The sequence below is a fragment of the Streptomyces liliiviolaceus genome (genome assembly GCF_018070025.1).
Lineage (GTDB): Bacteria > Actinomycetota > Actinomycetes > Streptomycetales > Streptomycetaceae > Streptomyces > Streptomyces liliiviolaceus.
In genome coordinates this window covers 2,526,929-2,552,152 of record NZ_JAGPYQ010000001.1, presented here as the reverse complement: position 1 = coordinate 2,552,152, position 25,224 = coordinate 2,526,929, and the positions used below count along the sequence as shown (strand labels likewise).

Sequence of the window (25,224 nt, the reverse complement as noted above, 5' to 3'; positions counted from 1 at the left end):
GGTCCGCGCCGGCCAAGTCAGTCGAGTTAGACGGGAATTGAAGTGAAAGACGGTTCCAGCCGCCGCCGTGCCCGCCGCATCGCGATAGGTGCGGCGGTGGTGCTTGCGCTGGCCGGGATGAACGGACCCGCGCTCTACCGCTTCGGGTCGGAGCAGTACCACGAGTACAAGATCAACCGACCTGAGTACAAGGCCGAGAACGGCAAGTGGGACATAGTCGAGTTCCCCGAGAAGTACCGGCTGAACACCATTCACGCCGCGCTGCTGCACACCGGCAAGATCCTGCTGATCGCCGGTTCGGGGAACAACCAGGACAACTTCGACGCGAAGAAGTTCGACACCCGTATCTGGGACCCGGTCAAGAAGACGATCAAGAAGGTTCCGACGCCGGCCGACCTGTTCTGCACGGGCCACACCCAGCTGCCCAACGGCAATCTGCTGATCGCCGGCGGCACCAAGCGCTACGAGAAGCTCAAGGGCGACATCACCAAGGCGGGCGGCCTGATGGTCGTCCACAACGAGAACCCGGACGAGCCGATCACCCTGCCCGCGGGCACCCGCTTCTCGGGCAAGGAGAACGGCAAGACGTTCGTGTCGAAGGACCCGGTCGTCGTCGAGCGCGCCAAGAAGGTCTTCGACCCGGCCACCGGCAAGTTCCTGCGCAACGAACCGGGCCTCGGCCGGATCTACGTCGAGGCGCAGAAGAGCGGCTCCAAGTACGAGACGGGCACGCAGGACAACTACCGCGTGCAGGGCCTCTCGGGCGCGGACGCCCGCAACACGTACGGCATCGCGCAGAAGCTCGCCCTGGACAAGAAGGACTTCCAGGGGATCAAGGACGCCTACGAGTTCGACCCGGTCGCCGAGAAGTACATCAAGGTCGACCCGATGAACGAGGCGCGCTGGTACCCGACGCTCACCACGCTCTCGGACGGCAAGATTCTCAGCCTCTCCGGCCTGGACGAGATCGGCCAGCTGGTCCCGGGCAAGAACGAGGTGTACGACCCGAAGACCAAGAAGTGGACGTACACCGACGGCGTCCGCCAGTTCCCGACCTACCCGGCGATCTCGCTCATGCAGAACGGCAAGCTGTTCTACTCGGGCGCGAACGCCGGCTACGGGCCCGACGACGTCGGCCGTGACCCGGGCGTCTGGGACCTGGAGACGAACAAGTTCAAGAAGCTCAAGGGCATGTCCGACCCGAAGCTCCTGGAGACCGCGGGCACGGTGCTGCTGCCGCCCGCGCAGGACGAGAAGTACATGGTGATCGGCGGTGGCGGGGTCGGCGAGTCCAAGCTGTCCAGCAAGAAGACCCGCATCGTCGATCTGCTGTCCGACGACCCGAAGTTCGTCGACGGTCCCGAGCTGGAGAAGGGCACGCGCTATCCGCAGTACTCGATCCTCCCGGACGACGACGTGCTGGTCTCGGGCGGTTCGGAGGACTACCGCGGGCGCGGTGACACCAACATCCTCCAGGCGCGGATGTACGACTCGAAGACCAACGAGTTCAAGCGGGTCGCCGACCCGCTGGTGGGCCGCAACTACCACTCGGGTTCGATCCTGCTGCCCGACGGCCGCGTGATGTTCTTCGGCTCGGACTCGCTCTACGCCGACAAGGCCAACACCAAGCCGGGCAAGTTCGAGCAGCGCGTGGAGATCTACACGCCGCCGTACCTCTACCAGGGGTCGCGGCCGACGCTCTCCGGCGGTCCGAAGACCGTCGAGCGCGGCGGGACGGCCGCGTTCACCTCGAAGCACTCCTCGTCGATCAAGTCGGCCCGGCTGATCCGGCCGAGCGCCTCGACGCACGTCACCGACGTCGACCAGCGGTCGATCGCGCTGGACTTCGAGAAGACGAAGGACGGCATCGAGGTCACCGTCCCCAAGAGCCGCAATCTGGTCGAGTCCGGCTGGTACATGCTGTTCGTGACGGACGACCAGGGCACCCCGAGCAAGGCGCAGTGGGTGAAGATCCCCTGACGGACACGGTTCGTACATGACCGGGGGCGCCCTCCGCACAAGGAGGGCGCCCCCGGTCACGTACATCTCACCTACGGGCAGTTACTGCTTGCTCGCCTTCGCGAGCTTCAGCGCGTACTCCGGCCACCACTGGCCCGCCTTCGGTCCGTCCTTGCACGTGCCGTCGGACTCGCCGGGCCGCTTGACCCACAGATAGGCGTCGACGAGGTCGTCACCGGTGTCCGTGGTGGGTGTCTCGCCCAGTGCGCGCCCGGGCGGGTTGCACCAGTTCTCCTCCGGGTCGCCGTCCGTGTAGGGGCCGTTGCCGTTGCGGCTGGTGTCGATCACGAACGGTTTGCCGCCGACCTTCGACGACAGTTCCTTGCCGTACTTCGTACTGTCGGGCGTCTTGTAGAAGTTGGAGACGTTGACCGCGAACCCGTCGGCGTTCTCGACGCCCGCCAGTTTCAGCGGTTCGGCGATGTCGTCGGGCTTGCCCCAGCCCGCGTTGCCCGCGTCCAGGTAGACCTTCGTGTTCTTCAGCGACTTGAACTTCTCCACCGCGCCCCGCAGCAGGTCGTAGCGCTCCTCGTGGAACTCGTCCGGGGTGCAGCCGTCCACCATGTGCAGCACGGCGTCCGGCTCCAGGATCACGGTGGCCGCCCGGTCGCCGATGCCCCCCGCGACCTGGTCGATGAAGGTCCGGTACGCGTTGCCGTCGGCGGCGCCGCCGCTGGAGAACTGGCCGCAGTCGCGGTGCGGGATGTTGTAGACGACGAGCAGCGCGTCCCGGTCGGCCTTCGCCGCGGCCTCGGTGAAGCCGCGTGCCTCCTGCCCGGCGTTCTCCGGGGTCAGCCACTGCCCGGTGGGCTGCTCGGCGATCGTACGGATCAGTTCGGCGTTCTCGTCCTTGCCGTCCTTCACGTAGGTGGCGACCTGTTCGGCCGCGTTCCCGTCCGGGTTGACCCAGAACGGGTCCTTCTCCTTGGGCTGCTGGCTCACCTTGGCGCCCGACTTGTCCTTGTCGCCGTCGTCGCCCGAGGACGAACACGCCCCGAGCAGCAGCACAGCTCCGGCGACCGCCACGGACGCCCTTGCCCCGGCCCCCCTGCTCCCGTACATCGAAAAACTCCCCCTCGGGTGCACCGTCCGAAGTACCAATCCTGACATACGTGTCGGGCCGCCCACGAGCACAGTCACGCCTTGTCGGCCAGCTGTTACAGCGCTGAACGGCCGGACGGTAGCGGGGTCCCGCGGACCTCGCCGGACACGGCGGCCACCTGCGGGGATGACGCAGTGCCACCGTGGCGGGACTTGGCGTCATTCAGCCCCTAGGCCGGGGCGCTCATCCGTTCTAGAGTCGTCTCAGACGGCCCGGGCCCCCGGCTGTCCGGCCATCCGCCCGCCCGCGGATGGGATCCTGAACCTCCCGTGCCGGTCGCCGGGTTACTCCCGCAGCCCGTGCGCCCACGGTCGAGGACCAGCCCGGTCGACGGCTCCGGGGGGAGCGGGCCGTCGACCGGGCCAGGTGCCGCCACCGCTCATCCGTGCCGGGTCCCGCTGAGGTACGCGGAGACGACCACGTTCGCCGTGTAGGTGCGGCTCTCGCGGTCGAAGGAGCCGCCGCAGGTGATGAGCCGCAGCTCGGCGCGGCCGGTCTGCCGGACCCCGTACGCCTTCCGGGCGTCGAAGCGGTCGCGGGTGAAGACCTGTACGTCCTCGACGGTGAACTCGGCGACCGTGCCGTCGTCCCGGACCACCCGAACCACCGCGCCCGGCCGTATCTCGCTGAGGTGGTAGAAGACCGCGGGCCGGGTCTCGGTGTCCACGTGCCCGACGAGCAGCGCGGTCCCGGCCGCCCCGGGCCGCACCCCGTCCGCGTACCAGCCGACCGTCCCGGGCCGTCCGTACGGCGGCGGATCGACCGCCCCGTCCGCGTCGAGGCCGCGGCTCACCACGGGTGCCCGTACGCCCAGTGCGGGCACGTCCACGCGCTGGGGGCGCGCGTCGCCCAGCGGCCGTGCCGCGGGCGGCAGTTCGGCGCCGAGCGGGCGGCCGACCGCCGCCATGTCACCGGTGGTCGGCGCGGAGATCCCCTGCCGTACGTCGGTGACCTCGCGGCCCCACAGCCACAGTCCGAGCAGCAGCAGTGCCCAGGCGACCCCCATCAGGAGCCGGCCGCCGCCCGGGTGTTCCCGGTGTTCCGTGTGTGTGCGTGGTGACATGGCCCCTCAGTCCGTACGGCGGCGGCCCCGCCGGGCGCTGCTGACGGCCACGGCGACGGCGGCGACCCCGGCCAGGACGAGACCGACGACCGCGTGCCGGGTGCCGGGCCCCTCCGACCTGGCCTCGGCGGCGACGAGCCGCGAGGTACCGCCACCGCCCGCGTGCACGGGGGCGACGGGGGACGCGGGCGCTGCGGGAGGAGCGGACTCCCGCTTCTCGCCGGAATCCTTGTCGGCCTTGCTCTCCTTGCCGACCTCGCGCTTCTCGTCGGCCTCGTGCTTGCCGGTCTCGTGCTTCTTGTCGGCGACGGTGACCGTGCCCTTGATCTTGTGCTCGAAGCCGTCGCAGGTGACCTTGATGTCGTACGTGCCGGGGTCGAGCGTCGAGCGGACACGGGTCTCGCCGGCGAGGTCCCCGCGACCCCCGGTGAGCTGCGCGTCGGCGACGAACGCCGTGGACGCGGCGGTGCCGGTCAGCCCGGTGCACCCCTGGACCCGCAGCCGGATGTCGCTGCCGGGAGCCGGTGACCCCGGAGTCACCCGGACACCTCCGTCGGCCGCGAACACAGAGGGGGCGTACGCCGTGGGGGCGAGTGCGGCGGCTGCCGCCGCACCGGCACAGAGAGCGAGTCGCAGTGAACCCATCGTGAACCTCCAGACATCTGGAGCGTCCTCCGCGGGCCGGGCGGGCGCATCCGGGGAGGGGGCCCGCTGCTCCGTACGGGTGGCGGCCCGTACGGCCGGTTCAGACGCGGTCGACGAGGTCCGCGATGGAGTCGACGATCGTGGACGGCCGGTACGGGTACTTCTCGATCTCGGCCTTCGTGGTGAGGCCGGTGAGGACGAGGAAGGTCTCCATGCCCGCCTCCAGACCGGCCAGCACGTCGGTGTCCATGCGGTCGCCGATCATCGCGCTGGTCTCGGAGTGCGCGCCGATGGTGTTGAGCCCGGTCCGCATCATCAGCGGGTTCGGCTTGCCCGCGAAGTACGGCTGCTTGCCGGTCGCCTTGGTGATCAGCGCGGCGACCGCGCCGGTGGCGGGCAGCGCGCCCTCGGCGGAGGGGCCGGTCTCGTCGGGGTTCGTGGCGATGAAACGGGCGCCGTCGTTGATCAGCCGCACCGCCTTGGTCATCGCCTCGAAGGAATACGTACGGGTCTCGCCGAGGACCACGTAGTCGGGGTCGTGGTCGGTCAGCACGTACCCGATGTCGTGCAGCGCGGTGGTCAGACCGGCCTCGCCGATGACGTACGCGGAGCCCTCGGGGCGCTGGTCCTCCAGGAACTGCGCGGTGGCCAGGGCGGACGTCCAGATGTTCTCGACGGGCACGTCCAGGCCCATCCGCCGCAGCCGGGCGTGCAGGTCGCGGGCCGTGTAGATGGAGTTGTTGGTGAGGACCAGGAAGGGCTTCCCGGAGTCCCTGAGCTTCCTTATGAACGCGTCGGCGCCGGGGATGGGCACGCCCTCGTGGATGAGCACCCCGTCCATGTCGGTGAGCCACGATTCGATGGGCTTGCGCTCTGCCATGTGCCGTCTCCTGCCGTACGCGTGCTGCGTGAGCCGTGCGGATGCGCCGGCGCCGCCGGTCACCACCGTGTGCCGACGCCCCCAGCCTAGCCATCCGCTGGATCTTGGAGGAGGGGAGGACCAGGGGAAAGGGGACGCGGGGGGAGGTCGCGGGAGGGGGTCGCGCGCTCAGCGTCTGCGGCGGGCCAGGACCAGCGCGGTGGCCCCGGCGGTCAGGAGCAGCAGCGCGCCCCCGGCCGCGGCGAGGAGGGCGCGGGGCGAGGAGAGCCCCGTACCGGCCAGTTCCCCGGCGGACGGCAGGCCGTCCGGTACGCCGTCGGCGGCGCCCTGCCGGTCCCGGTCCCGGACGCCCGTGTCACCGCGCGGCTCGCCCGTCTCCTTGCCCCCGGCCACGCCGCCGACGATGCGGAACCGGTAGTCGTTCGACTGGCCCACCCAGGAGCCGTCGTCCCGGTGCCGCTGTACGACGGCCGCGTTGGCGACGATGTCGTTGGCGACCGCGTCCGAGGTGACCGCGAGCCGCACCTTGATGGAGAGGGTCTTGCCGGGCGCGACGGTGAACCCCGGGAAGTCGCCCTCCTCGGCGGAGTCGGGTGCCGAGGAGGAGTCGGGCGCCGGGGAGCCGGGCCCGGAGGAGCCGAGCACGCCGATGTGCTCGTCCTCGTCGGTCCGCTCGAAGGTCACGGGGCGGGGCCGCTGCTCCCCGTCGTAGAACTCCAGGCGCGGCTGTTCGGGCCGCAGCGCCCGTTTCTCGTCCACGAGGACGACGACCGGGTGGACGTTCTCGCAGGGGGTGTCGGTGGTGTTGGTGAGGTCGATGTACCAGATCCGGAATCCGCCGCCGGCCTCGTAGGCGTCGGGGCCGCCGTGGATCCGGGTACGGACGGGGAAGTCCCGCTTCCCGGACACGGCACAGGCGGGTCCGGCCCCGGGCTGGGCCTGGGCGGAGACCTGCGCGGAGGCCTGTGCGGAGGCCTGTGCTTCAGGCACGGAGGTGAGGGCGGCTGCAGCGGTCACGGCGAGAGACAGGGGCTTGCTCAGTCGCATGGACACGGGAGCCTGCCACGGGGGTGGCGGGTGGTGGCCGCGGCGCGCGGGGGTGGGGGCCGTCGGGGGTGGGGGTTCGTCCGGACGAGGGGCGGCGGTGCGTCCGGACGGGCCAGTGCCGGGGGCCGCCCGGCCGATCAGTCCTGTGTCCGTCCGAACAGCGGGGCCAGCAGCAGTTGCGCCGCCCCCTCCGCGACCGCCCGCGCGCCGCCGGGCGCGATCCGCACCGGTACGGGGCTGCTCGCGCCCTCGCGCCGGGCGCGGGTGTCCAGGACGGCGCCGACACCGCGTACGAAGCGTTCGGGCTCCGCGGTGACCGTACGGCCGCCGAGCAGGACGAGGTCGATGTCGAGCAGCCCGACGAGGTTCGCGGCGCCCTCGCCGAGGACACGGGCCGCCCCGTCGATGTCGCCCCGGGCCACCGCCGCGAGGCAGAGCGCCTCGACACAGCCCCGGTTGCCGCACGGGCAGGGCGGTCCGTCCAGCTGGACGACCTGATGCCCGAACTCCCCCGCCCCCGTACGGGCCCCGCGGTGCACGGCCCCGCCCAGGACGAGCCCGGCCCCAAGACCCGTACCGAGATGCAGATACGCGAAAGCTCCGACCTCGCCGCCGACGGCCAGTCCGAGCGCCGCAGCGTTCGTGTCCTTGTCCAGCACCACGGGCACCCCCAGCCGCCGCGCCAGGGCGTCCCGCAGCGGGAACCCGTCCCACTCGGGGAACCCGGTCACCCGGTGCAGCACGCCGTGCGTGTGGTCGAGCGGCCCCGGCATGGCGACGCCGACCCCGAGGACGGCGGCTCCGGATGGCCCTTCCACCAGCACCTGGGCCTCGTCCACGACCACGTCCAGCACGGCCTCCGCGCCGGCTCCGAGGTCGAGTGCGGCCCGGCGCTCGGCCACCACCTCGCCCGTGAGGTCGACGAGGACGGCGCGCAGTTCGTCGCGGTCGACCTGGAGTCCCACCGCGTGCCCGGCCTGAGGCACCAGCCGCAGCGCGGTACGGGGCTTGCCGCCGGTGGAGGCCTGCCGGCCCGCCTCGGCGATCAGACCGTCCTCGCGCAACCGGGCGGTGATCTTGCTGACGGCCTGCGGGGTCAGCCCGGTGCGCTCGGCGAGTTCGAGACGGCTCATCCCGGCCCGCCCGGCCCCGCGCAGCAGGTCGAGCAGCAGCGCGGCGTTGTGGCTGCGCAGCGAGAGCAGATTCACCCCGCTGACCGCACCGCCCGGTCCCGCGGCCCTGATCCCAGCCACTCGGCACTCCTTCACCCTGTTCGCCGCGTCCCGTTCCGCCCCGCGCGGGTGCGCCCGTCGCGTCCCCCACCCCATTGTCCCCCGCGCTTGCACTTTGGCAACAGCGTTGTTTAAGTGGAGGGCATGACTGGCACAGGTGCTGACACCTCTCTCCGCCCGGACTCCCGCCGCGAAGGCCCCTTCCGCGTGGGTCTCGTCGGCTACGGCCTCGCGGGCTCCGTCTTCCACGCGCCGCTGATCGCCGCCACCGAGGGCCTCGTCCTCGACACGGTCGTCACGGGGAACCCGGACCGGCAGGCACAGGCGCGGGACGAGTTCCCCGGCGTGCGGTTCGCGACGTCCCCCGACGAGCTCTGGCAGCGCGCGGACGAGCTGGACCTGATCGTCATCGCGTCCCCGAACAAGACGCACGTCCCGATCGCCAGGGCGGCCCTCGAAGCGGGCCTGCCGGTGGTCGTCGACAAGCCGATCGCGGGCGCGGCGGCCGAGGCCCGCGAGCTGGCCGCCCTCGCCGACGAACGCGGCCTGCTGCTCTCCGTCTTCCAGAACCGCCGCTGGGACAACGACTTCCTGACGCTCCGGAAGCTGATCGTCGACGGCGAACTCGGCGACGTGTACCGCTTCGAGTCCCGCTTCGAGCGCTGGCGCCCCGAACTCAAGGGCGGCTGGCGCGAGTCCGGCGACCCAGCAGAGATCGGAGGTCTGCTGTACGACCTCGGCAGCCACGTGGTCGACCAGGCGCTCGTCCTCTTCGGCCCCGCGGCCACCGTGTACGCGGAGTCGGACGTCCGCCGCGCCGGCGCCGAGGCCGACGACGACACGTTCATCGCGATCACGCACACGAACGGCGTCCGCTCCCACCTCTACGCCTCCGCGACGACGGCCCAACTCGGCCCGCGCTTCCGGACGCTGGGCTCGAAGGCCGGTTACGTGAAGTACGGCCTCGACCCCCAGGAGGCCACCCTGCGCGACGGCGGACGCCCGGTCGCGGGCGGCGAGAAGGAGTGGGGCGTGGAGCCGGAGCAGCTGTGGGGCCGCGTCGGCTCCGGAGAGTCCCCGCTGACCGGCGGCGGCACCCCGGTCCCGACCGTGCCGGGCGCGTACCCCGCGTACTACGCGGCGGTCGCCGAGGCCCTGCGCGGCACAGGCGAGAACCCGGTCACCGCGCTGGAGGCGGCCGCGGCCCTGGACGTCCTGGAGGCCGCGTACCGCTCGGCCCACGAGAACGTGACGGTGACCCTGTGAGCACTCCCACGCCCTCCACGCCCTCGCCGGCGCCGACCGTCGCCGAGTTGGAGGAGCAGGAGCGAAGCCTGACGCTCCCCCGCTTCACCCACGACGACGCGTGGACCCTCGGCTCGCTCCTCGTCGAGCTGGCCCGCGAGCGCGGCGCGCCCGTCGCCATCGACATCCGCCGCGGCGGCCAGCAGCTCTTCCACGCCGCGCTCCCCGGCTCGACCCAGGACAACGACGCCTGGATCGACCGCAAGCGCCGGGTCGTCGAACGCTACGCCGCCTCGTCCCTCCTGGTCGGCACCCGCTTCCGCGCCAAGAACACGACGTTCGAGGACTCCTCCCGCCTGGACCCCGACACGTACGCGGCCCACGGTGGAGCGTTCCCGATCACGGTCAAGGACACAGGCGTGATCGGCACGGTGGTGGTCTCGGGCCTCCCCCAACTGGAGGACCACGCCATGGTGGTGGAAGCCCTGACACGCTTCCTGACCGAGTAAAGGGGCGCGGGGAACGGCGCAATCTTTCAGGGGGCGCAGCCCCCAAGGGGCGCGGGGAACTGCGCGACCAGCCACGACGGCGCCGCAGCCGACAACGCGCCGACGTTCCCCGCCCCCGCCGAGTTCCCCGCCCCCGAGTGGAACGCCTACGCAGGAGCGAAAACCTGCCGCTGCCGCCCCAACCCCCCGATCTCCAACTCCACGACATCCCCCGCCCGAAGGAACGGCTTCGGCTCAGGCATCCCCAAAGCAACCCCCGCAGGCGTCCCGGTGTTGATGACATCCCCGGGATAGAGAGTCATGAACTGACTCACGTACCGCACCACTTCCGCGACGGAGAAGATCTGATCGCCCGTGCTGCCGTCCTGCCGCAACTCCCCGTTCACCCACAGCTTCAGCCCGAGCGCCTGCGGATCCGGCACCTCGTCGGCCGTCACCAGCCACGGCCCCAGCGGATTGAACGTCTCGCAGTTCTTCCCCTTGTCCCAGGTCCCGCCACGCTCGATCTGGAACTCCCGCTCGGACACGTCGTGCGCGACCGCGTACCCGGCGACATGCGCGAGCGCCTCCTCGCGCGAGCCGAGGTAGCGCGCCGTACGCCCGATGACGACGGCCAGCTCGACCTCCCAGTCGGTCTTGACCGAGCCACGCGGCACGAGCACCGTGTCGTGCGGCCCGACCACCGTGTCCGCGGCCTTGAAGAAGATCACCGGCTCGGCGGGCGGCTCGGCCCCCGTCTCGCGCGCGTGGTCGTGGTAGTTGAGGCCAATGCAGACGACCTTGCCTATCCGGGCGACCGGCGGCCCGACCCGCAGCCCGTCCGCGTCGAGCGCGGGCAGTTCCCCGGCCTCGGCGGCGGTACGGATCCGGCCGAGCGCCACGTCGTCGGCGAGCAGCGCCCCGTCGATGTCCGGCACGACGCCCGACAGGTCCCGCAGTACTCCCTCGGCATCGAGCAGCGCGGGACGCTCGGCCCCCGCCGTACCGACTCGCAGCAGCTTCATGAGCAGTGTCTCCCTTGATCGCGGGCGGCCGACCGATGGGTGCAGCCATCGGAGGACTGGTCGATCCTCCAAGGTCGGCGTCCAGTCCGCAATACCCGGTTCACGGACTGGACCGTCACCACGGGAGCCGGTCCGTCGACCGCGAGGACGGGCACGTCCGTCAGCCCATGACCGCGGCGGCCGGCACGGCCCCCGGCATGTCCCGGTACAGCACCGCCCGCTCGACCGCGCTCCAGGTCGTGCTGGTCACCACGTACAGCGCGGCGGCCAGCGGCACGAACGCCACGGTCAGCAGCGTGAAGAAGGACATCAGCGGCATGATCTTGGTGATCGCTCCCATGCCCGGCACCGCCTGCTGCCCCTCGCCGGATGCCGAGGCACCGCCCGCGTTCGCCGCCGCCCCCGCGGCCATCGTCCGCTTGGTCCGGCGGTAGTTGAAGGTCGCGACGACGGCGACGATCACGAACAGCCCGATGTACACAAGGCCCTGCGCCCCGAGGACCCCGCCGTCGCCCAGCGCGTCCGCCCACCGGTCCCCCAGCGGCGCCGCGAACAGCTTGTGGGCGAGCAGGGAGTTCGCCTCGTCGCCGATCCGGGAGTTGGAGAACAGGTGGTAGAGGAGGAAGAAGGCCGGCAGCTGGAAGAGGCTCGGCAGGCACCCGGAGAGCGGGGACACCTTCTCCGCCGCGTGCAGTTCCATCACCGCCTTCTGCAGCTTCTCGGGGTTCTTGCCGTGCTTCTTGCGCAGCTCGGCGATCCGCGGCTGCAACGCGGCCCGCGCCCGCTGCCCGCGCGCCGAGGCCCGCGACAGGGGGTGCACGAGGAGCCGTACGAACGCGGTGAACAGGACGATCGCGGCGGCCGTCGCCGAGTCGTGGAAGAGCGGGCCGAGCAGATCGGCGAGTCCTTCGACGAGGCTCGCGAAAGCGGACATGAAGGTGGCGAACATGGGTGAGCCCTCCGTGGGTCTCGTGGTGCGTCGATGCCGAGGAGATGTGACGTGGCGGCACGTGCGTCGCAGTGGGACGTGACGTGCGTCGGCATGACGACCCGCGAGGGGCACTGCGCAAGCAGGCGGAGCAGGAGGAACAGGAGGAACACGATCAGGAGGATCGGGTGAACGCTGCTGCGGAGTCCCTACGCGGCCGTCAGGAGGGACCGGCCCGGGGCGCGGGGACGCCTGCGCCCCCGCGCGTCGGGATCGCGCTGCGGCAGGAACGCCGTGCGCTGCTCACGGTCGCGCATGGCGGTGCGGACCCGGGTCCGGGGCACGGCGGGCGCGAGGCGTGAGGAGATCAGGGAACAGGCGGCGAGCGCCGACCCGGCCGCGGCGGTCGCCGCGAACGTGACGGCGACGGCTCCGGAGAGGCTGCCGGTGTCCAGGAACGCCACCTGCAGAAGGAGGACGAGCAGCAGGACGGCGGGCTTCACGTGCGCCCAGGTCCGTGTCATCGACTGCTCCCTCCCCTCTGTTCCGCGACTCTGTTCCGCGACGGTCCGCCATGATCGGCGATCACCCGCAGCTTCTCCGCGCTCCATGGCCTCCTGCCGTTATACAGGATGCGCCGCCGGGGGCCGCCGGACGGACTCCAGCAAGCCCGTAGTACCCCAGGGGCATAGTCGGTACCCTCCCAGCGGGGAACGCGTGGAACGCGTGTGCGGATGGGGGCGCTGATGGGATACCGGAGACCCGTGCGGCTGTTCACGGGTGTCGTGGCCACCGGGCTGTTACTGGGGGGCCTGGGAGCCTGTTCGGGGACCGGAGGTGACGGGTCCGCCGGATCCACCCGCTCCGGCTCGCCCCCGAGCCCGGCCCCCACCACCACCGGCTCCACCGGCGCCGCCCCCAGCGCGAGCGCCACCACCCTGGGGTTCACCCCCGATCCCGACCGCGCGCCGAAGACCCGCGCCGAGGGCCTGCGCCTGGCCCGCGCGGTCGCGGCGACGCCCACCAACTGGGGCCCCGGCTTCGTACGGCGCAGCCCGTACGAGAGCGACCCCGGCTCCTGGCCCGTACTCGACTCCGACTGTGTGTGGGAGCGCGAGCCGCTGCCCTCGACGGTGCTCGCCAGCCTCACCCGCAACAGCGAACTGCCCGCGGAGGGCGGCAAGGGCCCGATCCGCGTCACCGCCGTCGTCACCGTGCACCGGACCGTGAACGACGCCGACTGGGAAATGGCCGGCATGCTGGAGGAAGCGCTGCGCTGTCCCGACCAGCAGCTCCGCCAGGGCGAGCGGATCACCGGACTGCTCTCGCAGGGCGCGGCCTACGGTCTGCTGGCCAACTTCACCTCCGAGGACTCGCTCACGGAGGGCGGCAAGTACTACAGCGACACACTCGGCGGCCCCCACTACTACTACTGGGTGCAGAGCCGGCTGGGCCAGGTCACCGTGGCCGTCGTCGGCCGGGGGGCGAAGGGGCGCTCCGACGACGACGTCGACTCCGCGCTGCGACAGGGAGCGGGTCAGATGCTGAGCCGCGTCGAGACCGAACTGGAGGCACCGCAATGAGCGGGCCGCTGCTCCCCACCGACCCCGCACGGATCGGCGGCCACCGGCTGCTGGCCCGGCTCGGCGCGGGCGGCATGGGCGTGGTCTACCTCGGCCGTACCGAGGCCGGCGCCCTGGCCGCCGTCAAGGTCGTCCGGTCCGAGTACGCGGACGAGCCCGACTTCCGTGCCCGCTTCCGCCGGGAGGTCGAGACGGCCCGCCGGGTGAGCAGCCCCTGGGCGGTGCCGGTCACCGGCGCGGACCCGGACGCGGACGAGCCGTGGCTGGCCACCGCCTTCGTACCGGGCCCCTCGCTTGAGGAGTCGGTCGTCCGGCACGGCCCGCTGCCCACCCGCAGCGTGCTCGCCCTGGCCAGGATGCTCGCCGCCGCGCTGCGCGAGGTGCACGCGGCCGGGCTGGTCCACCGCGACGTCAAGCCCGCCAACGTCCTGCTCGCCATGGACGGCCCCCGCCTGATCGACTTCGGGATCGCCCGGTCGACCGACGGGACCGCGATCACCTCCACCGACCTGGTCGTCGGCACGCCCGGTTTCCTCTCCCCCGAGCAGGCCGAGGCGCGCGGCGCGGCGGTGGGCCCGGCGAGCGACATCTTCTCGCTGGGCTGTCTGCTGGCGTACGCGGCGAGCGGCCGGCCGCCGTTCGGCTTCGGCACAGCGGACGCCCTGCTCTACCGCACGGTCCACGACGAACCGGACCTGTCCGGCGTCCCCGCCGCCCCCACCGACGCCGACGACTCCACGGATTCCGCCGACTCCGCCGATTCCGCCGGTGGTGTCGACCTGCTGACGCTGCTGCGCCTGTGCCTGGCGAAGGACCCGGCGGACCGTCCGACGGCCGAACAGATCGACACGGTCCTGCTGGTCGAGGACGCGATCCCCCGGGGCGAGCAGATCGCCTGGCTGCCCGAGGACGTCGTACGGGGCATCGCCGACCGTTCGGCCGAGATGCTGGCGCTCCCCGACATCGAGCCGACGGCCGCCGGAACCCGGACCGGGGACCCGGAAGGCACAGGGGGCACTGGGGGCACTGGGGGCACTGGGGGCGCGGAAAGCACAGTGGGCTCCGGGGGCTCGGGCGAGACCAAGGACATGGCGGCGGAGCCCGCGTCCCCCGGCCGCCGACGGCTGCTCCTCGCGTCCGGCGCGGCGCTGCTCATGGCGGCGGGCGGTACCGCGGCCTGGGCGGCCCTGCGCGACGACGACCCGGGTACGCCGGGGACCCGCCGCTGGGCCATCGGCGTACAGGCGGATCTGAGCGGTGCCTCCCGGAAGGCGGGCGAGGCGCAGGTGCGGGGCGCCCGGCTGGCGGTCGAGCAGTACAACTCCCGTAAGGACAAGCCCTTCGAGCTCGCCCTGAAGGCCGTGGACGACGGGGGCAGCGCGGCGGGGGCGCCGGGCGCGGCGAAGAAGCTGATCCAGGACACCGACGTGCTCGCCGTGCTCGGCCCCACCAGCGACGAGGCGGCCGTCGCGGTCCTCGGCACGTACGACGAGGCCCTGCTGCCGTTGCTGTCGGTCTCGGCCGGAGGGCTGCTCCTGACCTCGAAGGAGTACCGGTCCTTCGTGCACTGCCGGCCCAGCGACGCGGCCCTCTCCCTCCCCATGAGCGTCTATCTCATGAAGCACACGAAGGCCACGGAGCAGTCGGCACCGGGAGCGGGAGCGCTGCGTGCCGGTCTGCTCCAGGACCGCACCGGGCAGACGTACGCCCAGGAGTCCGCCGGGATCAACGCCACCATGATGCGCAGTCTGGGCCGCCCGGCCTACCCCCGGGTGATCCCGGCGGGCACCGAGGACGTGGGACCGGTCGTCACCGACATGCTGCGGGCCGGGATCGGCTCGTTCGTCTACGCCGGATACGCGCCGGGCGCGGCCCGGGTGGCCCGGGAGCTGTCGGCGGCCGGTTTCGACGGACCGCGGCTCGCCTCGCAGGCCGTGATCGACCCGGAGTTCCTGAAGAGCGCCGGGGAGGCCGCCGAGGGCTGGCTGATGACCGCGTCCTTCGTCGACCCGGCCTCCGTACCGGCCGCGAAGGCCTTCACCGCCGCGTTCCGCAAACGCTACGACGCCGCGCCCGGCTACTACGCGGCCGAGGCGTACGACACCGTCAACCTCGTCGTCCAGGAGCTGCTGAAGGCCACGAACGCCAAGAACAAGCAGGTTTCCGCCCGTCCCCCGAGCCGCAAGAAGCTCGTGGAGCTGCTGCGCGCGAGCCGCTACAAGGGCATCACCAAGGAGTTCTCCTTCAAGCCGGAGGACGGCACGTTCGCCGGCTGGGGCATCTTCCTGCACCAGGTCGAGGGCGGCAGGTTCCGCTACCTCGGCGAAGCCCCCTCCAAGGTGTAGCGGTGAGCGGAGCACACGCGGAGGGGTTCGCGGGACTGCGCCCGCTCAGGCCCGGCGACCCGCTCTCCGTCGGCGGTCACCGGCTGCTCGGCCGGCTCGGCGCGGGCGGCATGGGCGTGGTCTACCTGGCCCGTTCGGCGGGCGGGACGCTGGTCGCCCTGAAGGTGATCCGCGCCGAGTACGCGGCCGACCACGACTTCCGGACCCGTTTCCGCCGCGAGGCCGAGGCGGCGGGCGGGCTCACCGGACGGTGGGTGGTGCCGGTCACCGCGGCGGAACCGGCGGCCCGCGAACCCTGGCTCGCGACCGCCTTCGTACCGGGCCCGTCGCTGGCCGAGGCCGTCGCGCTGCACGGGCCGCTGCCGGACCGTACGGTACGGGCCCTGGGCGCGCGGCTGGCCGAGGCGCTCACCGAGGTGCACGCGGCGGGCCTGGTGCACCGGGACGTGAAGCCGGGCAACGTCCTGCTCGCCCTGGACGGACCCCGGCTGATCGACTTCGGCATCGCGCGCTCCACCGGCGCCACCGCGCTGACCGCGAGCGACGTGGTGATCGGCTCGCCCGGCTATCTCTCGCCCGAGCAGGCGCGGGTACGGGCCGGTGGCGACGGCGTCGGCCCGCCGAGCGACGTGTTCTCGCTGGGCTGCGTGCTGGCGTACGCGGCGACCGGCCGCCGCCCGTTCGGCACCGGCACCGTGGCCGCCGTCATCTTCCGTACGGTCCACGAGGAACCGGACCTGGACGCCGTGCCGTGGACCCTGGTCCCGCTGCTGACCGCCTGCCTCGCCAAGGACCCCCGGGCCCGGCCCACCGCGCAGGAGGTACGGGACGCCCTGACCGACGAGGGCGGCCCGGAGCCCGACTGGCTGCCGCCCTCGCTCCCCCGGCTGATCGCGGAACGCTCGTCGGCCGTCCTGTCCCTGCCCGACCCGGACCCCGGCCCGGTACCGGGTTCCGGCCCCGTCACGCTCGTACAGCCCGACGACGACGTACCGGAGGCGGCCCGCCCCGGCCTCTCCCGGCGCCGTCTGCTGACGCTGGGTTCGGCGGCCGGGGTCGTCCTGACCGGCGGCGGCCTCGCGGCCTGGGCCGCCGCCAGGTCCGCGGCCGGCCGCGACGGCTCGGCAGGCTCGGGGCCGCTCCCCCGGTACGTCATCGGCCTGCACGCCGATCTGTCGGGACCGGACAGAGCGACGGGCCGGGCCCAGGAACGGGGCGCGCGGATCGCCGTGTCGGACTTCAACGCCGGCTCCGCCGACTCCGGCTCCCGTGGCTCCGAATCCCGTACCTCCGGCTCCGGCTCCGGCTCCGGCTCCGGCTCCGGCTCCGGCTCCGGCTCGCAGGGTGGCCGCTCCTTCGATCTCGCGCTGAAGGTCTTGGACGACGGCGGGAAGGCGAAACGGGCCGAGGAAGTGACCGCCGGTTTCGTCGCGGACCGTGACGTGTACGCCGTCATCGCCGCGACCGGCGCCGCCGCCACCGAGGTCGCCGTGTCCCGCTACGAGAAGGCACTGCTGCCCCTGGTGTCCGTCTCCTCCGGCGCCGATCTGTACTCCACGACCACCACCCGCGCGTACTTCCACCTCAGACCCGACGAATACGCCCTGGCGACGCCCTTCATCCACTACCTCAGCCACACCGAGAAGAGCCGCAGGACCGCACTCATCGACGACCGGGCGGCGAGCAGGACCAGCTGGCAGATCGTCAAGGACGTGAGCGCGTACCCGCCCGCCCAGGGCACGACCACGACCTACACCGTCCCCGCGGACAGCGAGGACTTCGACCCGGTCGCCGCCGCCGTGCTCGCCGCGGACGCCCAGGCCGTCGTCTACGCCGGCACCTCACCGCACCGGGCCGCCCGCTGCGCCCGCGCCCTGGCACGGGCCGGTTTCCGGGGCACGCGGATGGCCCCGGAACCCGTACTGCAGACCGCGTTCCTCAAGGAGGCGGGCCCGGCTGCCGAGGGCTGGTTGATCAGCACGACCTATGTGGACCCGGCCGAGCTGCCGACCGCGGCGCGCTTCGTGGAGACGTACCGGAAACGCTTCGGGGTACGCACGGTCGAGCGGTACGCGGTGGAGGCGTACGACGCGGTGCTCTTCGTCGCGCAGGCCATGCGCGAGCTGGGCAGTGTCGAGCCCGAACGGGGCGCACTGGTCCGCAGACTCCGCCAGACCACCCACCGGGGCCTCGCCAAGACCATCGAGTTCGACCCGGTGACCCACGAGTTCCGCTGGGTCAACAGCCTGTTCCTGCACCGCGTGGAGAACGGCGCTCCGGTCTTCCTGGGCCACTACGACAAGGCGAAGAAGCCCTGATCGAGGAACTGAGGGATCGAGGGACTGAGGGATCGAGGGACTGAGGGGTCGAGGGCTAGCGGGGCCGCACGGAACGGAGCTTCCCCCAGACGACCAGGCGGTACTTGGAGGTGTACTGGGGTGTGCAGGTGGTGAGCGTCAGATAGTGCGCGGGCTCGGTGTACCCGTACGCCGGCTTGACCGTACTGCGAGGAATCGCCCGTATCGTCCCGCCGTCCCCGGGCGAGGTCCGCGGCAGCGTCCGGTCGACGGCGTACGTGTAGACGGCGGCCCGGGTCTCGACCACGACCCGGTCCCCGCGGCGCAGCCGGTCGAGGTACCGGAACGGCTCGCCATGGGTGTTCCGGTGCCCGGCGAGAGCGAAGTTCCCGACGCGGCCGGGCTGGGCGGTGTCCGGATAGTGCCCGACGTACCCCTTGTCGAGCACACCGGACTTCCCGACCCCTTCGGCGACGGGCACACGGAGCCCGAGCCGGGGAATGCGGAGGACGGCGTAGGCCTGGTCCCAGCGGGGCGGTGAGTCGGTGCCGGAGCGGCCCTCGCCGGAACCGGAACCTGAACCGGAACTGGAACCTGAACCGGTACGCGACGCGGGAGGAGCCGCGCCACTCTCTCCGGACGCCACCCCGTCCTCACGGCCGCCCTCCCCCTCCTTCTCCCCCTCCGCCTCCCACTCCCGTTCCAGGGCCTGGACCTTGCGCTCGGCGCCTTCCCTGGCCTGCCGGTTGGTCCACCACAGTTGATGGGCGACGAGGAGCAGGAGGACGACACCGAGGGTCACGACGACTTCGGCGCCGTTCCAGAGGAGCCGGGCGTACCGCGCACGCCGCCGCCGACCCTGCTGATGGACGACGGGAACCCGCACGCGCGCGCCTCCTGCCAGGGACCGGGGCTCAGGGACCGGGCCCGCACGATAAGGGCTGGGCCCTCAACTCACCATCCCCATGAACGCCCGGCCGCACAGCAAGCTGAACCGGCAGCTGGACAGGCAGCTGGACAACCAGCTGAACACTGCGCGCCGATCCGACCCCTGGCCTGCACATACCTCACCTCTGTCGGCGGTCGGCAGTACGGTGTCACTCATGCGCCCCGACACGTCTGCCGAGTACGTCGACCACAACGCCGAAGCAGCACGCCTGGAGCGGACAGCCGGCCTGTATCCCGAGGACGCCGAACACCTGCTCGTGCAGGCGGCGGCCCACCTCGAACTGGCCGACGACCGCCCGCGAGCCACCTCTCTCTACGACAGCCTGCTCTCCAGCACGACCCCGCTGGAGAACCCGTTCCTGGTACGGGCCCTGAAGGCGGCCAACCTCTGGGAGTACGGCCACGAGGCGGAGGCCAGGGCGATCATCGAGGGCGTCCGCGCCGCGGCACCGCGCGACCCGGCCCCCTGGGTGATCGTCGCCGAGTCCCTGGAGTCCCACGACGAGCTGGAGGCGGCGCAGGAGACGTTCACGGAGGCGGCGGTCCACCTCCTGACCGACGTCCCGGAGCCGCCGTACGCGACGCACCCGGTCCTCTTCGGCCGCCATCGCGTACGCCGCATGCTGGGCCTGTCCCACGACGACTGGGACTCCCTCGCGGACACGCTCAACTCCTCCCCGGTCACCCTGGACGAGCTGCACGACCCGAAGCGGGTGTGGTCGCTGGGCTCGGACAACCCGGCGGAACTGCAGGCGGAGATCAGCCGCCTGCGCGCCGAACTGGGCACGTTCCGCGAGGCGTTGTCGCGCCCGTTCCCGGTGGCGGTCCTCCACTGGCCGGCCCCCGAACTGACCGAACTCCTGACGGCGTACCCGGACCTGTCCACGGAGTACCCGTCCCACGAGGACCACCTGTCGACGATAGAGGCCTCCCTGCGCGAACTGTCCGCCTCGGGCACCCCGAACCTGGGCATCGTCACAGGCACGGTCCCGTCGTACGAGGCCTTCGCAGCCTCGGAACTGGCATCCCCGAGCGAAGCATCGCTGCTACCGCAGTACGCGACGACGCTGGCGGCACGGGGCCGCGCTGTGGCTTGGCCGCCGGAGCGGGGGGCGGGGTGTTGGTGTGGGTCGGGGCGGGGGTATGGGGAGTGCCACGGCAGCGATGCGTGACCTGATTTCCCCCACTACGTAGCAGTGTGCAATCGAGGGAGTATCGGGTGGCGGAGCCGGGGGATCTGGCGCAGCCGGACGCGGGTGTCTATGAGCAGCTCATCACTGAAAGTCTTCACGGTCAGATAGAGCAGCTCGAAGCATCGGGCTGGAAGGCGATCCACGAGGAAGTCAGTGCGCAATCGGCTCCGCATGTACTCGCTCGCTACATCGCCGAAGCTGTGGGGCGGAGGCTGAGCCGCCTACCGCACGACAAGCGAGTCGCCGCCGCTAACCAGATCCTGTCGTCGCTCGATGAGAGTGCGCCGGAGCCGGACGAGGCTGTCGGCGCCATCATGGACGGCCCACGGCAGCTGCTGTCCCTCGCGGAGCAAGAGGCGCCGGGCGTTTACGCACTCCGCCCCCTCACGCCTCTGTCAGAGACGGCACTTATCACCAACGCCTCGGATGACCCAAGTCTGGGCGCGGAACTACGAGCCGAGTTGGCTACCGCGGACAGCGTTGACCTCCTGTGTGCCTTCGTGAAGTGGTACGGCATCCGCGTACTGGAAGATTCGCTCCGGGCCGCTAAGGAGCGGAACGTACGGATTCGCGTCATCACGACGACTTACATCGGTGCCACCGATCGACTCGCACTGGACCGCCTGGTCCGTGACTTCGGTGCCGAGGTAAAGGTCAACTACGAGATCCGGTCTACGCGACTGCATGCAAAGGCATGGCTGTTCCGACGCAACAGCGGTTTCGACACCGCGTATGTCGGCAGCTCGAACCTGTCTAAGGCTGCGTTGCTCGACGGCTTGGAGTGGAACGTACGTCTGTCGTCGGTGGCAACCCCCGCGGTCCTGGACAAATTCGAGGCAACCTTCGACGCGTACTGGAACGACATCGCCTTCGAGTCCTACGACCCTGACGGTGACGGTGAGCGACTCGATCGAGCTCTAGCTCAAGCAAGCGGCACAGGTTCCGCCACCGATCTGCAGATCAACCTTTCCGGACTCCAGGTACACGCCTTCCCACATCAGCAGGACATGTTGGAGCGCCTCACCATTGAGCGTGAGCTTCGCGACCGGCACCACAACCTCCTCGTCGCAGCCACCGGCACGGGCAAAACAGTGATGGCGGCTCTGGACTACCGGTCCCTGCACGAGAAGTTCGGCAATGGGAAACCGAGGCTTCTGTTCGTCGCTCATCGCAAGGAGATCCTGCGGCAGTCGCTGCGCACGTACCGCGAGGTACTAGACGACGCCTCTTTTGGAGAATTGCTCCATGGCGGCGAGGACCCGAGGGACTGGGACCACATCTTCGCCAGCGTCCAATCGCTAAAGGTCGAGCGGCTGGAGCGACTCGCGTCCGACCACTTCGATGTCATCGTCATCGACGAGTTCCACCACGCCACGGCTGCGACGTACCGACGAGTCCTCGACCACTTCAAGCCGAAGGAACTGCTCGGTCTCACTGCCACACCCGAGCGGATGGACGGACGAAACGTCCAAGATGAGTTCTTCGAAGGCCGCATTGCAGCAGAGATGCGGCTGTGGGAAGCCCTTGAGAATGACTTGCTGTGCCCCTTCCACTACTTCGGCATCCCGGATGGCACAGACCTGACTCGTCTCGGGTGGCAGAAGGGTACGTACGCGGAACAAGAACTCAGCAACCTCTACACGGGCCACCACGCCCGCGCCCGCATCGTGATCAAGCAAATCCAGGACAAGATTCCGAACCCAGGAGTCATGCGGGCCTTGGGTTTCTGTGTGTCCAAGGCTCACGCTCACTTCATGGCCGACTGTTTCCGCACGTCGGGGTTCCAAGCCGTGGCGCTCGACAGTGACTCGCCCACCGCAGTGCGTGCAGATGCTCTGGCCGACCTACGCGACGGCAAACTTCAGGTGATCTTCTCCGTCGACTTGTTCAACGAAGGGTTGGACATTCCGGACGTCGATACTCTTCTGCTCCTGCGTCCCACCAACAGCGCCACGATCTTCCTTCAGCAGCTAGGCCGCGGCCTACGCCGCACGCAGACGAAGCCGGTACTCACCGTCCTGGACTTCATCGGCCAGCATCGGGCGGAGTTCCGTTTCGAGGAACAGTTCCGAGCCCTGACGAACCTCACACGGAACCGGCTCGTAGACCACATCGAGCGAGACTTCCCACAGCTCCCCTCCGGGTGCCAGATCATCCTGGAAGGGAAATCCAAGGACCTCGTCCTCGACAACATCCGCACACAGCTGGGCGCCACGATCAAGACGTTGGCGAACGAGGCCAAGTCGTACAGCACACCGCGGCTCGCGGACTATCTCCGCGAAAGCCGCCGAGAGATCAAGGAGCTCTACAAGAGCGACAACTCCTGGACGGCAGTTCTGCGCAAGGCCGATCTCGTCGAAGATCCGGCGCCCACGAGGGAAGCGGCACTTCTCAAGCGCGTCCACGCGTTCCTACACGTCGACGACCCCGAGCGTGCCGGCGCTTACCTTCGGCTGCTCTCGGATGACGCACCCACGTACGCAGATCTAGCTCCCCTCGACCAGATGTACGCCCGCATGCTCTTCTTCAACCTGTGGGACAACGCCGGGGGCTTCACCAGCTTCCAAGAGGGCCTGGAATCGCTACGCACGCAAAATATGTTCCGCGATGAACTCCGACAAGTACTGTCCTACGTCATCGATCGCTCCGATCACTTCCCGATCCCGCTCGCAGGCCCTCACCATGATGTCCCCTTGAAGGTTCACAGCGCCTACAACCGTTCTGAGATCCTGGCCGCCCTCGGCGTTGCCCGCTTCGGCGGCCAGATGCCGAGGTCCTTCGCCCAGGGCGTGCAGTACGTCAATGAGATCCAGACTGACGCCCTGTTGATCACACTGGAGAAGAACGAAAAGGACTTCTCCCCCACCATCCGCTACAAGGACTACGCGCTGAGTCCCGCTCTCTTCCACTGGGAATCGCAGAACGCAACGGCGGAGAACTCCCCGACCGGCCTGCGCTACCAGCGACACGCACAGCAGGGCAGCCACATCCTCCTGTTCATGCGCCGCTACAAGAACAACGACATCGGCAAGTCCCAGCCCTGGATGCTCCTGGGCCCGGCAACATACGTGGAGCACACCGGCAGCAAGCCGATGGCGATCACTTGGCGCCTGAAGCATGAGCTTCCGGCCGATGTGTGGACGTACTCAGCGATCGCGGCGGGTTAAGAGACCGCCAGGAGACGCGTCTCAGCGAAGCAACAGGCACCGCAGCTGAGCCAGGCTTCAGTGGCGATGTCAGTGCCGTCTGGTCAGATAGTCCTACTAGTGACGCTAGAGGGCTGGAGTGCTGAAGTGGCCGACGCACGAGACTTGATCGAGCGGATAGGCAAGCTACGTCCTGCTCAGCGAACTACAGGTCAACCGCTGCATCGTCCGTTGCTGCTCCTGTGGGCCATCGCCCAAGCCGCACACGGCCGTCCGCGTGCGCAACCTTGGTCGGTGGTCAAGGATGCCGTGGGGCCGCTGCTCAGCGAGTTCGCCGGTTCGGCTGACGGCCAGCAGGCTGCGTTGTATCCCTTCTGGGCTTTGCAGCGGGACAAGTTGTGGGAAGTGACGGATCCCGCCGACCTCTCCCTCACGAGCCAAGGGCGACGCCCCACATTGTCCGCGCTGGACGAAACCGACCCGCTTGCTGGGCTGCCGGAGGAGGACTACGACCGGCTGAGTGGAGACTTTGAACTAGCGGCACGAGCTGTCGGCACCCTGCTCGTACGGTTCTTCAACCCCACGCCCCCGCGGCTACTAGAGGCTCTAGAACTGCAGGAGTTGATGGCAGGCGAGATCACCGCCCACCTGCAACCTCTTCCCGGGGAGCCGTATCGGCATCGCGGCGCCATAGCCGACGTCTACGGCGGAAATCGTGTAGGAGGGATCACGCCGCTCGCGGACGGCCTCCTCAGCGTCTACTCGGACGACAAGGGCCCGTACGACGATAAGCGCATCCCTGGGATGGACTGGATCGCTTACACAGGCGATGGCCTGTCTGGCGACCAAACGCTCTCCGGGGGCAACCGCACCATGGCGCGGCACCAGGAACAACGGAAGGCCTTGCGGTATTGGCACAAACCGCACGGCGGCCACTGGACGTTCGAGACTTGGGCCGTCATCGTTCAACGCCGTCGCCGCTGGGGCCACGGCCAAGACAAACAACCCCGACGCGAGTTCGTTTGGATACTGGCACCAGTTCCGTCACCGGCGCCCGACACCTGGCTTGACGAGGTCGCCGAAGCTCTGAACCAGGATGACGGTCAGCTCCACGACGACTCTGTCGACGTGATCCCCATGGAAGTGGACCTGCCCGCGGAGTCGCTGCGAACCAACGCTCGGCAGAAGTACAAGAAGCTGACGGCAGCTGCTCGCCGGACGGCAGCTAACCGAACGCGCAGCTCGAAGCTAAGTCGGGTGGAACGTTACCTGCGCTCACCTGCTGCTCGTGAAGCCGTGATCCTCCGCAGTGAAAACCGCTGTGAAAACCCCTCCTGCATGGGGCATCCGCTTGAGCGTACGGACGCTGACGCGCCCCTCCTGGAGGTCGATCACGTCAACGGCTTGGCCCGCACGGGGCAAGACATCCCCGAAGTCATGATCGCCTTGTGTCCGAACTGCCACGCCCTCAAAACACGAGGAAAAGAGCGCGTCGCGCTGCAGAAGAAGTTGCTGGTGGTTGCTCGTAACCGCCATCAGGCTTTCTTGCAGGGGTAGCAGCTCCACGGGGCATGCTGCTTCGACGCTTGGGCACCTCCCTGATTCCCATGAGCTGTAGGGAGGCCCGCCTCCAGTTCGCACCACGTCACCTTCCGATCGGCAAGAAGTTGGACGCCCCAGCGAGCGGTGATCGCCCCGACCAGAGCCATCCCCCGGCCATTCTCGGCGTCCGACGTCGCGTCGAGCAGAATAGGGAGGGCGCGGGTGTCGGGGTCGTGGACCTCGATGCGCACATGCGTGCCGCTCACCGAGATCACGAGTCTGGCCGGTGTGCCGGGCCCGACGTGTGTGATGACGTTCGCCACGAGCTCGCTCACACACAGTTGAGCCTCGTCGATCAGTTGCCCCAGTCCCCATGCTTCCAGGTGCAACCCCGTGAAACGGCGCAGGGCGGCCACCTCCTCCGGCTCTGCCATGAAAGCCAAGTCCCACAACTTCTGGGACGTGCACGAGTCCTCGATCACAGGCTCCCCTCTCA

At 70.1% G+C, this 25,224-nt stretch carries 20 protein-coding genes; 9 read left to right on the top strand and 11 right to left on the bottom strand.

From position 1 onward, the window contains the following. Positions 1 to 42: 42 nt before the first annotated feature. Complete coding sequence (gene glxA / locus J8N05_RS11240) at positions 43 to 1,980, top strand: radical copper oxidase GlxA (RefSeq protein WP_210882316.1); 1,938 nt, start codon at positions 43 to 45, stop codon at positions 1,978 to 1,980. A gap of 81 nt (positions 1,981 to 2,061) precedes the next feature. Here the strand turns inward: glxA and J8N05_RS11235 are convergent, their stop codons facing one another. The 6 genes from J8N05_RS11235 to J8N05_RS11210 all read right to left on the bottom strand — a co-directional run bounded on the left by J8N05_RS11235 (position 2,062) and on the right by J8N05_RS11210 (position 8,084). After that, the gene (locus J8N05_RS11235; protein ID WP_210882315.1) at positions 2,062 to 3,081 is read right to left on the bottom strand and encodes a glycoside hydrolase family 6 protein; all 1,020 of its coding nucleotides are present in this window, start codon (positions 3,079 to 3,081) and stop codon (positions 2,062 to 2,064) included. Positions 3,082 to 3,500: 419 nt separating this feature from the next. Then, positions 3,501 to 4,184: a class F sortase gene (locus tag J8N05_RS11230; RefSeq protein ID WP_210882314.1), complete on the bottom strand. Its 684-nt coding sequence runs from the start codon at positions 4,182 to 4,184 to the stop codon at positions 3,501 to 3,503. A 6-nt stretch (positions 4,185 to 4,190) separates the two neighbouring features. Continuing rightward, positions 4,191 to 4,829, bottom strand: a complete 639-nt coding sequence (locus J8N05_RS11225; RefSeq protein WP_210882313.1) for a hypothetical protein — start codon at positions 4,827 to 4,829, stop codon at positions 4,191 to 4,193. 100 nt (positions 4,830 to 4,929) lie between these two features. Continuing rightward, the gene (locus J8N05_RS11220) at positions 4,930 to 5,709 is read right to left on the bottom strand and encodes an HAD-IIA family hydrolase (protein WP_107016032.1); all 780 of its coding nucleotides are present in this window, start codon (positions 5,707 to 5,709) and stop codon (positions 4,930 to 4,932) included. Positions 5,710 to 5,877: 168 nt separating this feature from the next. Beyond that, positions 5,878 to 6,726, bottom strand: coding sequence for a hypothetical protein (locus J8N05_RS11215; RefSeq protein ID WP_308286797.1), 849 nt, complete (start codon positions 6,724 to 6,726; stop codon positions 5,878 to 5,880). 167 nt (positions 6,727 to 6,893) lie between these two features. Then, positions 6,894 to 8,084, bottom strand: a complete 1,191-nt coding sequence (locus J8N05_RS11210) for an ROK family transcriptional regulator (protein ID WP_210882311.1) — start codon at positions 8,082 to 8,084, stop codon at positions 6,894 to 6,896. A gap of 48 nt (positions 8,085 to 8,132) precedes the next feature. Between J8N05_RS11210 and J8N05_RS11205 the strand changes: the two genes are divergently transcribed. Continuing rightward, on the top strand, positions 8,133 to 9,254 hold the full coding sequence (locus J8N05_RS11205) for a Gfo/Idh/MocA family oxidoreductase (RefSeq protein ID WP_210882308.1): 1,122 nt from the start codon (positions 8,133 to 8,135) through the stop codon (positions 9,252 to 9,254). Next, on the top strand, positions 9,251 to 9,742 hold the full coding sequence (locus J8N05_RS11200; RefSeq protein ID WP_210882306.1) for a heme-degrading domain-containing protein: 492 nt from the start codon (positions 9,251 to 9,253) through the stop codon (positions 9,740 to 9,742). Before J8N05_RS11205 ends, J8N05_RS11200 begins: the two co-directional genes overlap by 4 nt. Before the next feature lie 146 nt (positions 9,743 to 9,888). On the opposite strand, the gene J8N05_RS11195 is transcribed toward J8N05_RS11200, so the two are convergent. The 3 genes from J8N05_RS11195 to J8N05_RS11185 form a co-directional block, all read right to left on the bottom strand. Then, entirely contained in the window at positions 9,889 to 10,746 is an 858-nt protein-coding gene (locus J8N05_RS11195; protein ID WP_210882304.1) for a fumarylacetoacetate hydrolase family protein, read from the bottom strand. Between the two features lie 160 nt (positions 10,747 to 10,906). Next, positions 10,907 to 11,695: a YidC/Oxa1 family membrane protein insertase gene (locus J8N05_RS11190; RefSeq protein WP_383940956.1), complete on the bottom strand. Its 789-nt coding sequence runs from the start codon at positions 11,693 to 11,695 to the stop codon at positions 10,907 to 10,909. A gap of 188 nt (positions 11,696 to 11,883) precedes the next feature. Beyond that, positions 11,884 to 12,198: a DUF6412 domain-containing protein gene (locus J8N05_RS11185; protein ID WP_210882302.1), complete on the bottom strand. Its 315-nt coding sequence runs from the start codon at positions 12,196 to 12,198 to the stop codon at positions 11,884 to 11,886. A gap of 222 nt (positions 12,199 to 12,420) precedes the next feature. Here J8N05_RS11185 and J8N05_RS11180 point away from each other — a divergent pair, with 222 nt between their 5' ends. From J8N05_RS11180 to J8N05_RS11170, 3 genes are read left to right on the top strand one after another with little or no spacing between them, the layout of a single operon-like run. Next, complete coding sequence (locus J8N05_RS11180) at positions 12,421 to 13,257, top strand: hypothetical protein (RefSeq protein ID WP_210882300.1); 837 nt, start codon at positions 12,421 to 12,423, stop codon at positions 13,255 to 13,257. Then, a complete protein-coding gene (locus J8N05_RS11175; RefSeq protein ID WP_210882298.1) occupies positions 13,254 to 15,602 on the top strand; it encodes a bifunctional serine/threonine-protein kinase/ABC transporter substrate-binding protein in 2,349 nt (782 codons plus the stop codon). The genes J8N05_RS11180 and J8N05_RS11175 overlap by 4 nt, the downstream gene beginning before the upstream one ends. Before the next feature lie 35 nt (positions 15,603 to 15,637). After that, the gene (locus J8N05_RS11170; RefSeq protein ID WP_210890136.1) at positions 15,638 to 17,920 is read left to right on the top strand and encodes a bifunctional serine/threonine-protein kinase/ABC transporter substrate-binding protein; all 2,283 of its coding nucleotides are present in this window, start codon (positions 15,638 to 15,640) and stop codon (positions 17,918 to 17,920) included. A gap of 55 nt (positions 17,921 to 17,975) precedes the next feature. On the opposite strand, the gene J8N05_RS11165 is transcribed toward J8N05_RS11170, so the two are convergent. Beyond that, on the bottom strand, positions 17,976 to 18,785 hold the full coding sequence (locus J8N05_RS11165) for a class E sortase (protein ID WP_210882296.1): 810 nt from the start codon (positions 18,783 to 18,785) through the stop codon (positions 17,976 to 17,978). Positions 18,786 to 19,002: 217 nt separating this feature from the next. Between J8N05_RS11165 and J8N05_RS11160 the strand changes: the two genes are divergently transcribed. From J8N05_RS11160 to J8N05_RS11150, 3 genes are all read left to right on the top strand, one after another. After that, complete coding sequence (locus J8N05_RS11160; protein WP_210882292.1) at positions 19,003 to 20,019, top strand: SEC-C metal-binding domain-containing protein; 1,017 nt, start codon at positions 19,003 to 19,005, stop codon at positions 20,017 to 20,019. A 47-nt stretch (positions 20,020 to 20,066) separates the two neighbouring features. After that, entirely contained in the window at positions 20,067 to 23,207 is a 3,141-nt protein-coding gene (locus J8N05_RS11155) for a DUF3427 domain-containing protein (RefSeq protein WP_210882291.1), read from the top strand. Positions 23,208 to 23,480: 273 nt separating this feature from the next. Next, complete coding sequence (locus J8N05_RS11150) at positions 23,481 to 24,743, top strand: HNH endonuclease signature motif containing protein (protein ID WP_210882290.1); 1,263 nt, start codon at positions 23,481 to 23,483, stop codon at positions 24,741 to 24,743. Here the strand turns inward: J8N05_RS11150 and J8N05_RS11145 are convergent. Then, positions 24,722 to 25,210 (bottom strand): ATP-binding protein, encoded by a 489-nt coding sequence (locus tag J8N05_RS11145; RefSeq protein ID WP_308286796.1) that lies wholly within the window; start codon positions 25,208 to 25,210, stop codon positions 24,722 to 24,724. The genes J8N05_RS11150 and J8N05_RS11145 overlap by 22 nt on opposite strands. Positions 25,211 to 25,224: the final 14 nt, after the last annotated feature.

Excerpts from the sequence above, each read along its gene's own strand:
- J8N05_RS11235 (WP_210882315.1), bottom strand. The coding sequence starts at position 3,081 with ATGTACGGGAGCAGGGGGGCCGGGGCAAGGGCGTCCGTGGCGGTCGCC.
- J8N05_RS11230 (WP_210882314.1), bottom strand. The coding sequence starts at position 4,184 with ATGTCACCACGCACACACACGGAACACCGGGAACACCCGGGCGGCGGC.
- J8N05_RS11225 (WP_210882313.1), bottom strand. The coding sequence starts at position 4,829 with ATGGGTTCACTGCGACTCGCTCTCTGTGCCGGTGCGGCGGCAGCCGCC.
- J8N05_RS11220 (WP_107016032.1), bottom strand. The coding sequence starts at position 5,709 with ATGGCAGAGCGCAAGCCCATCGAATCGTGGCTCACCGACATGGACGGG.
- J8N05_RS11210 (WP_210882311.1), bottom strand. The coding sequence starts at position 8,084 with ATGGGGTGGGGGACGCGACGGGCGCACCCGCGCGGGGCGGAACGGGAC.
- J8N05_RS11205 (WP_210882308.1), top strand. The coding sequence starts at position 8,133 with ATGACTGGCACAGGTGCTGACACCTCTCTCCGCCCGGACTCCCGCCGC.
- J8N05_RS11195 (WP_210882304.1), bottom strand. The coding sequence starts at position 10,746 with ATGAAGCTGCTGCGAGTCGGTACGGCGGGGGCCGAGCGTCCCGCGCTG.
- J8N05_RS11190 (WP_383940956.1), bottom strand. The coding sequence starts at position 11,695 with ATGTTCGCCACCTTCATGTCCGCTTTCGCGAGCCTCGTCGAAGGACTC.
- J8N05_RS11185 (WP_210882302.1), bottom strand. The coding sequence starts at position 12,198 with ATGACACGGACCTGGGCGCACGTGAAGCCCGCCGTCCTGCTGCTCGTC.
- J8N05_RS11180 (WP_210882300.1), top strand. The coding sequence starts at position 12,421 with ATGGGATACCGGAGACCCGTGCGGCTGTTCACGGGTGTCGTGGCCACC.
- J8N05_RS11175 (WP_210882298.1), top strand. The coding sequence starts at position 13,254 with ATGAGCGGGCCGCTGCTCCCCACCGACCCCGCACGGATCGGCGGCCAC.
- J8N05_RS11160 (WP_210882292.1), top strand. The coding sequence starts at position 19,003 with ATGCGCCCCGACACGTCTGCCGAGTACGTCGACCACAACGCCGAAGCA.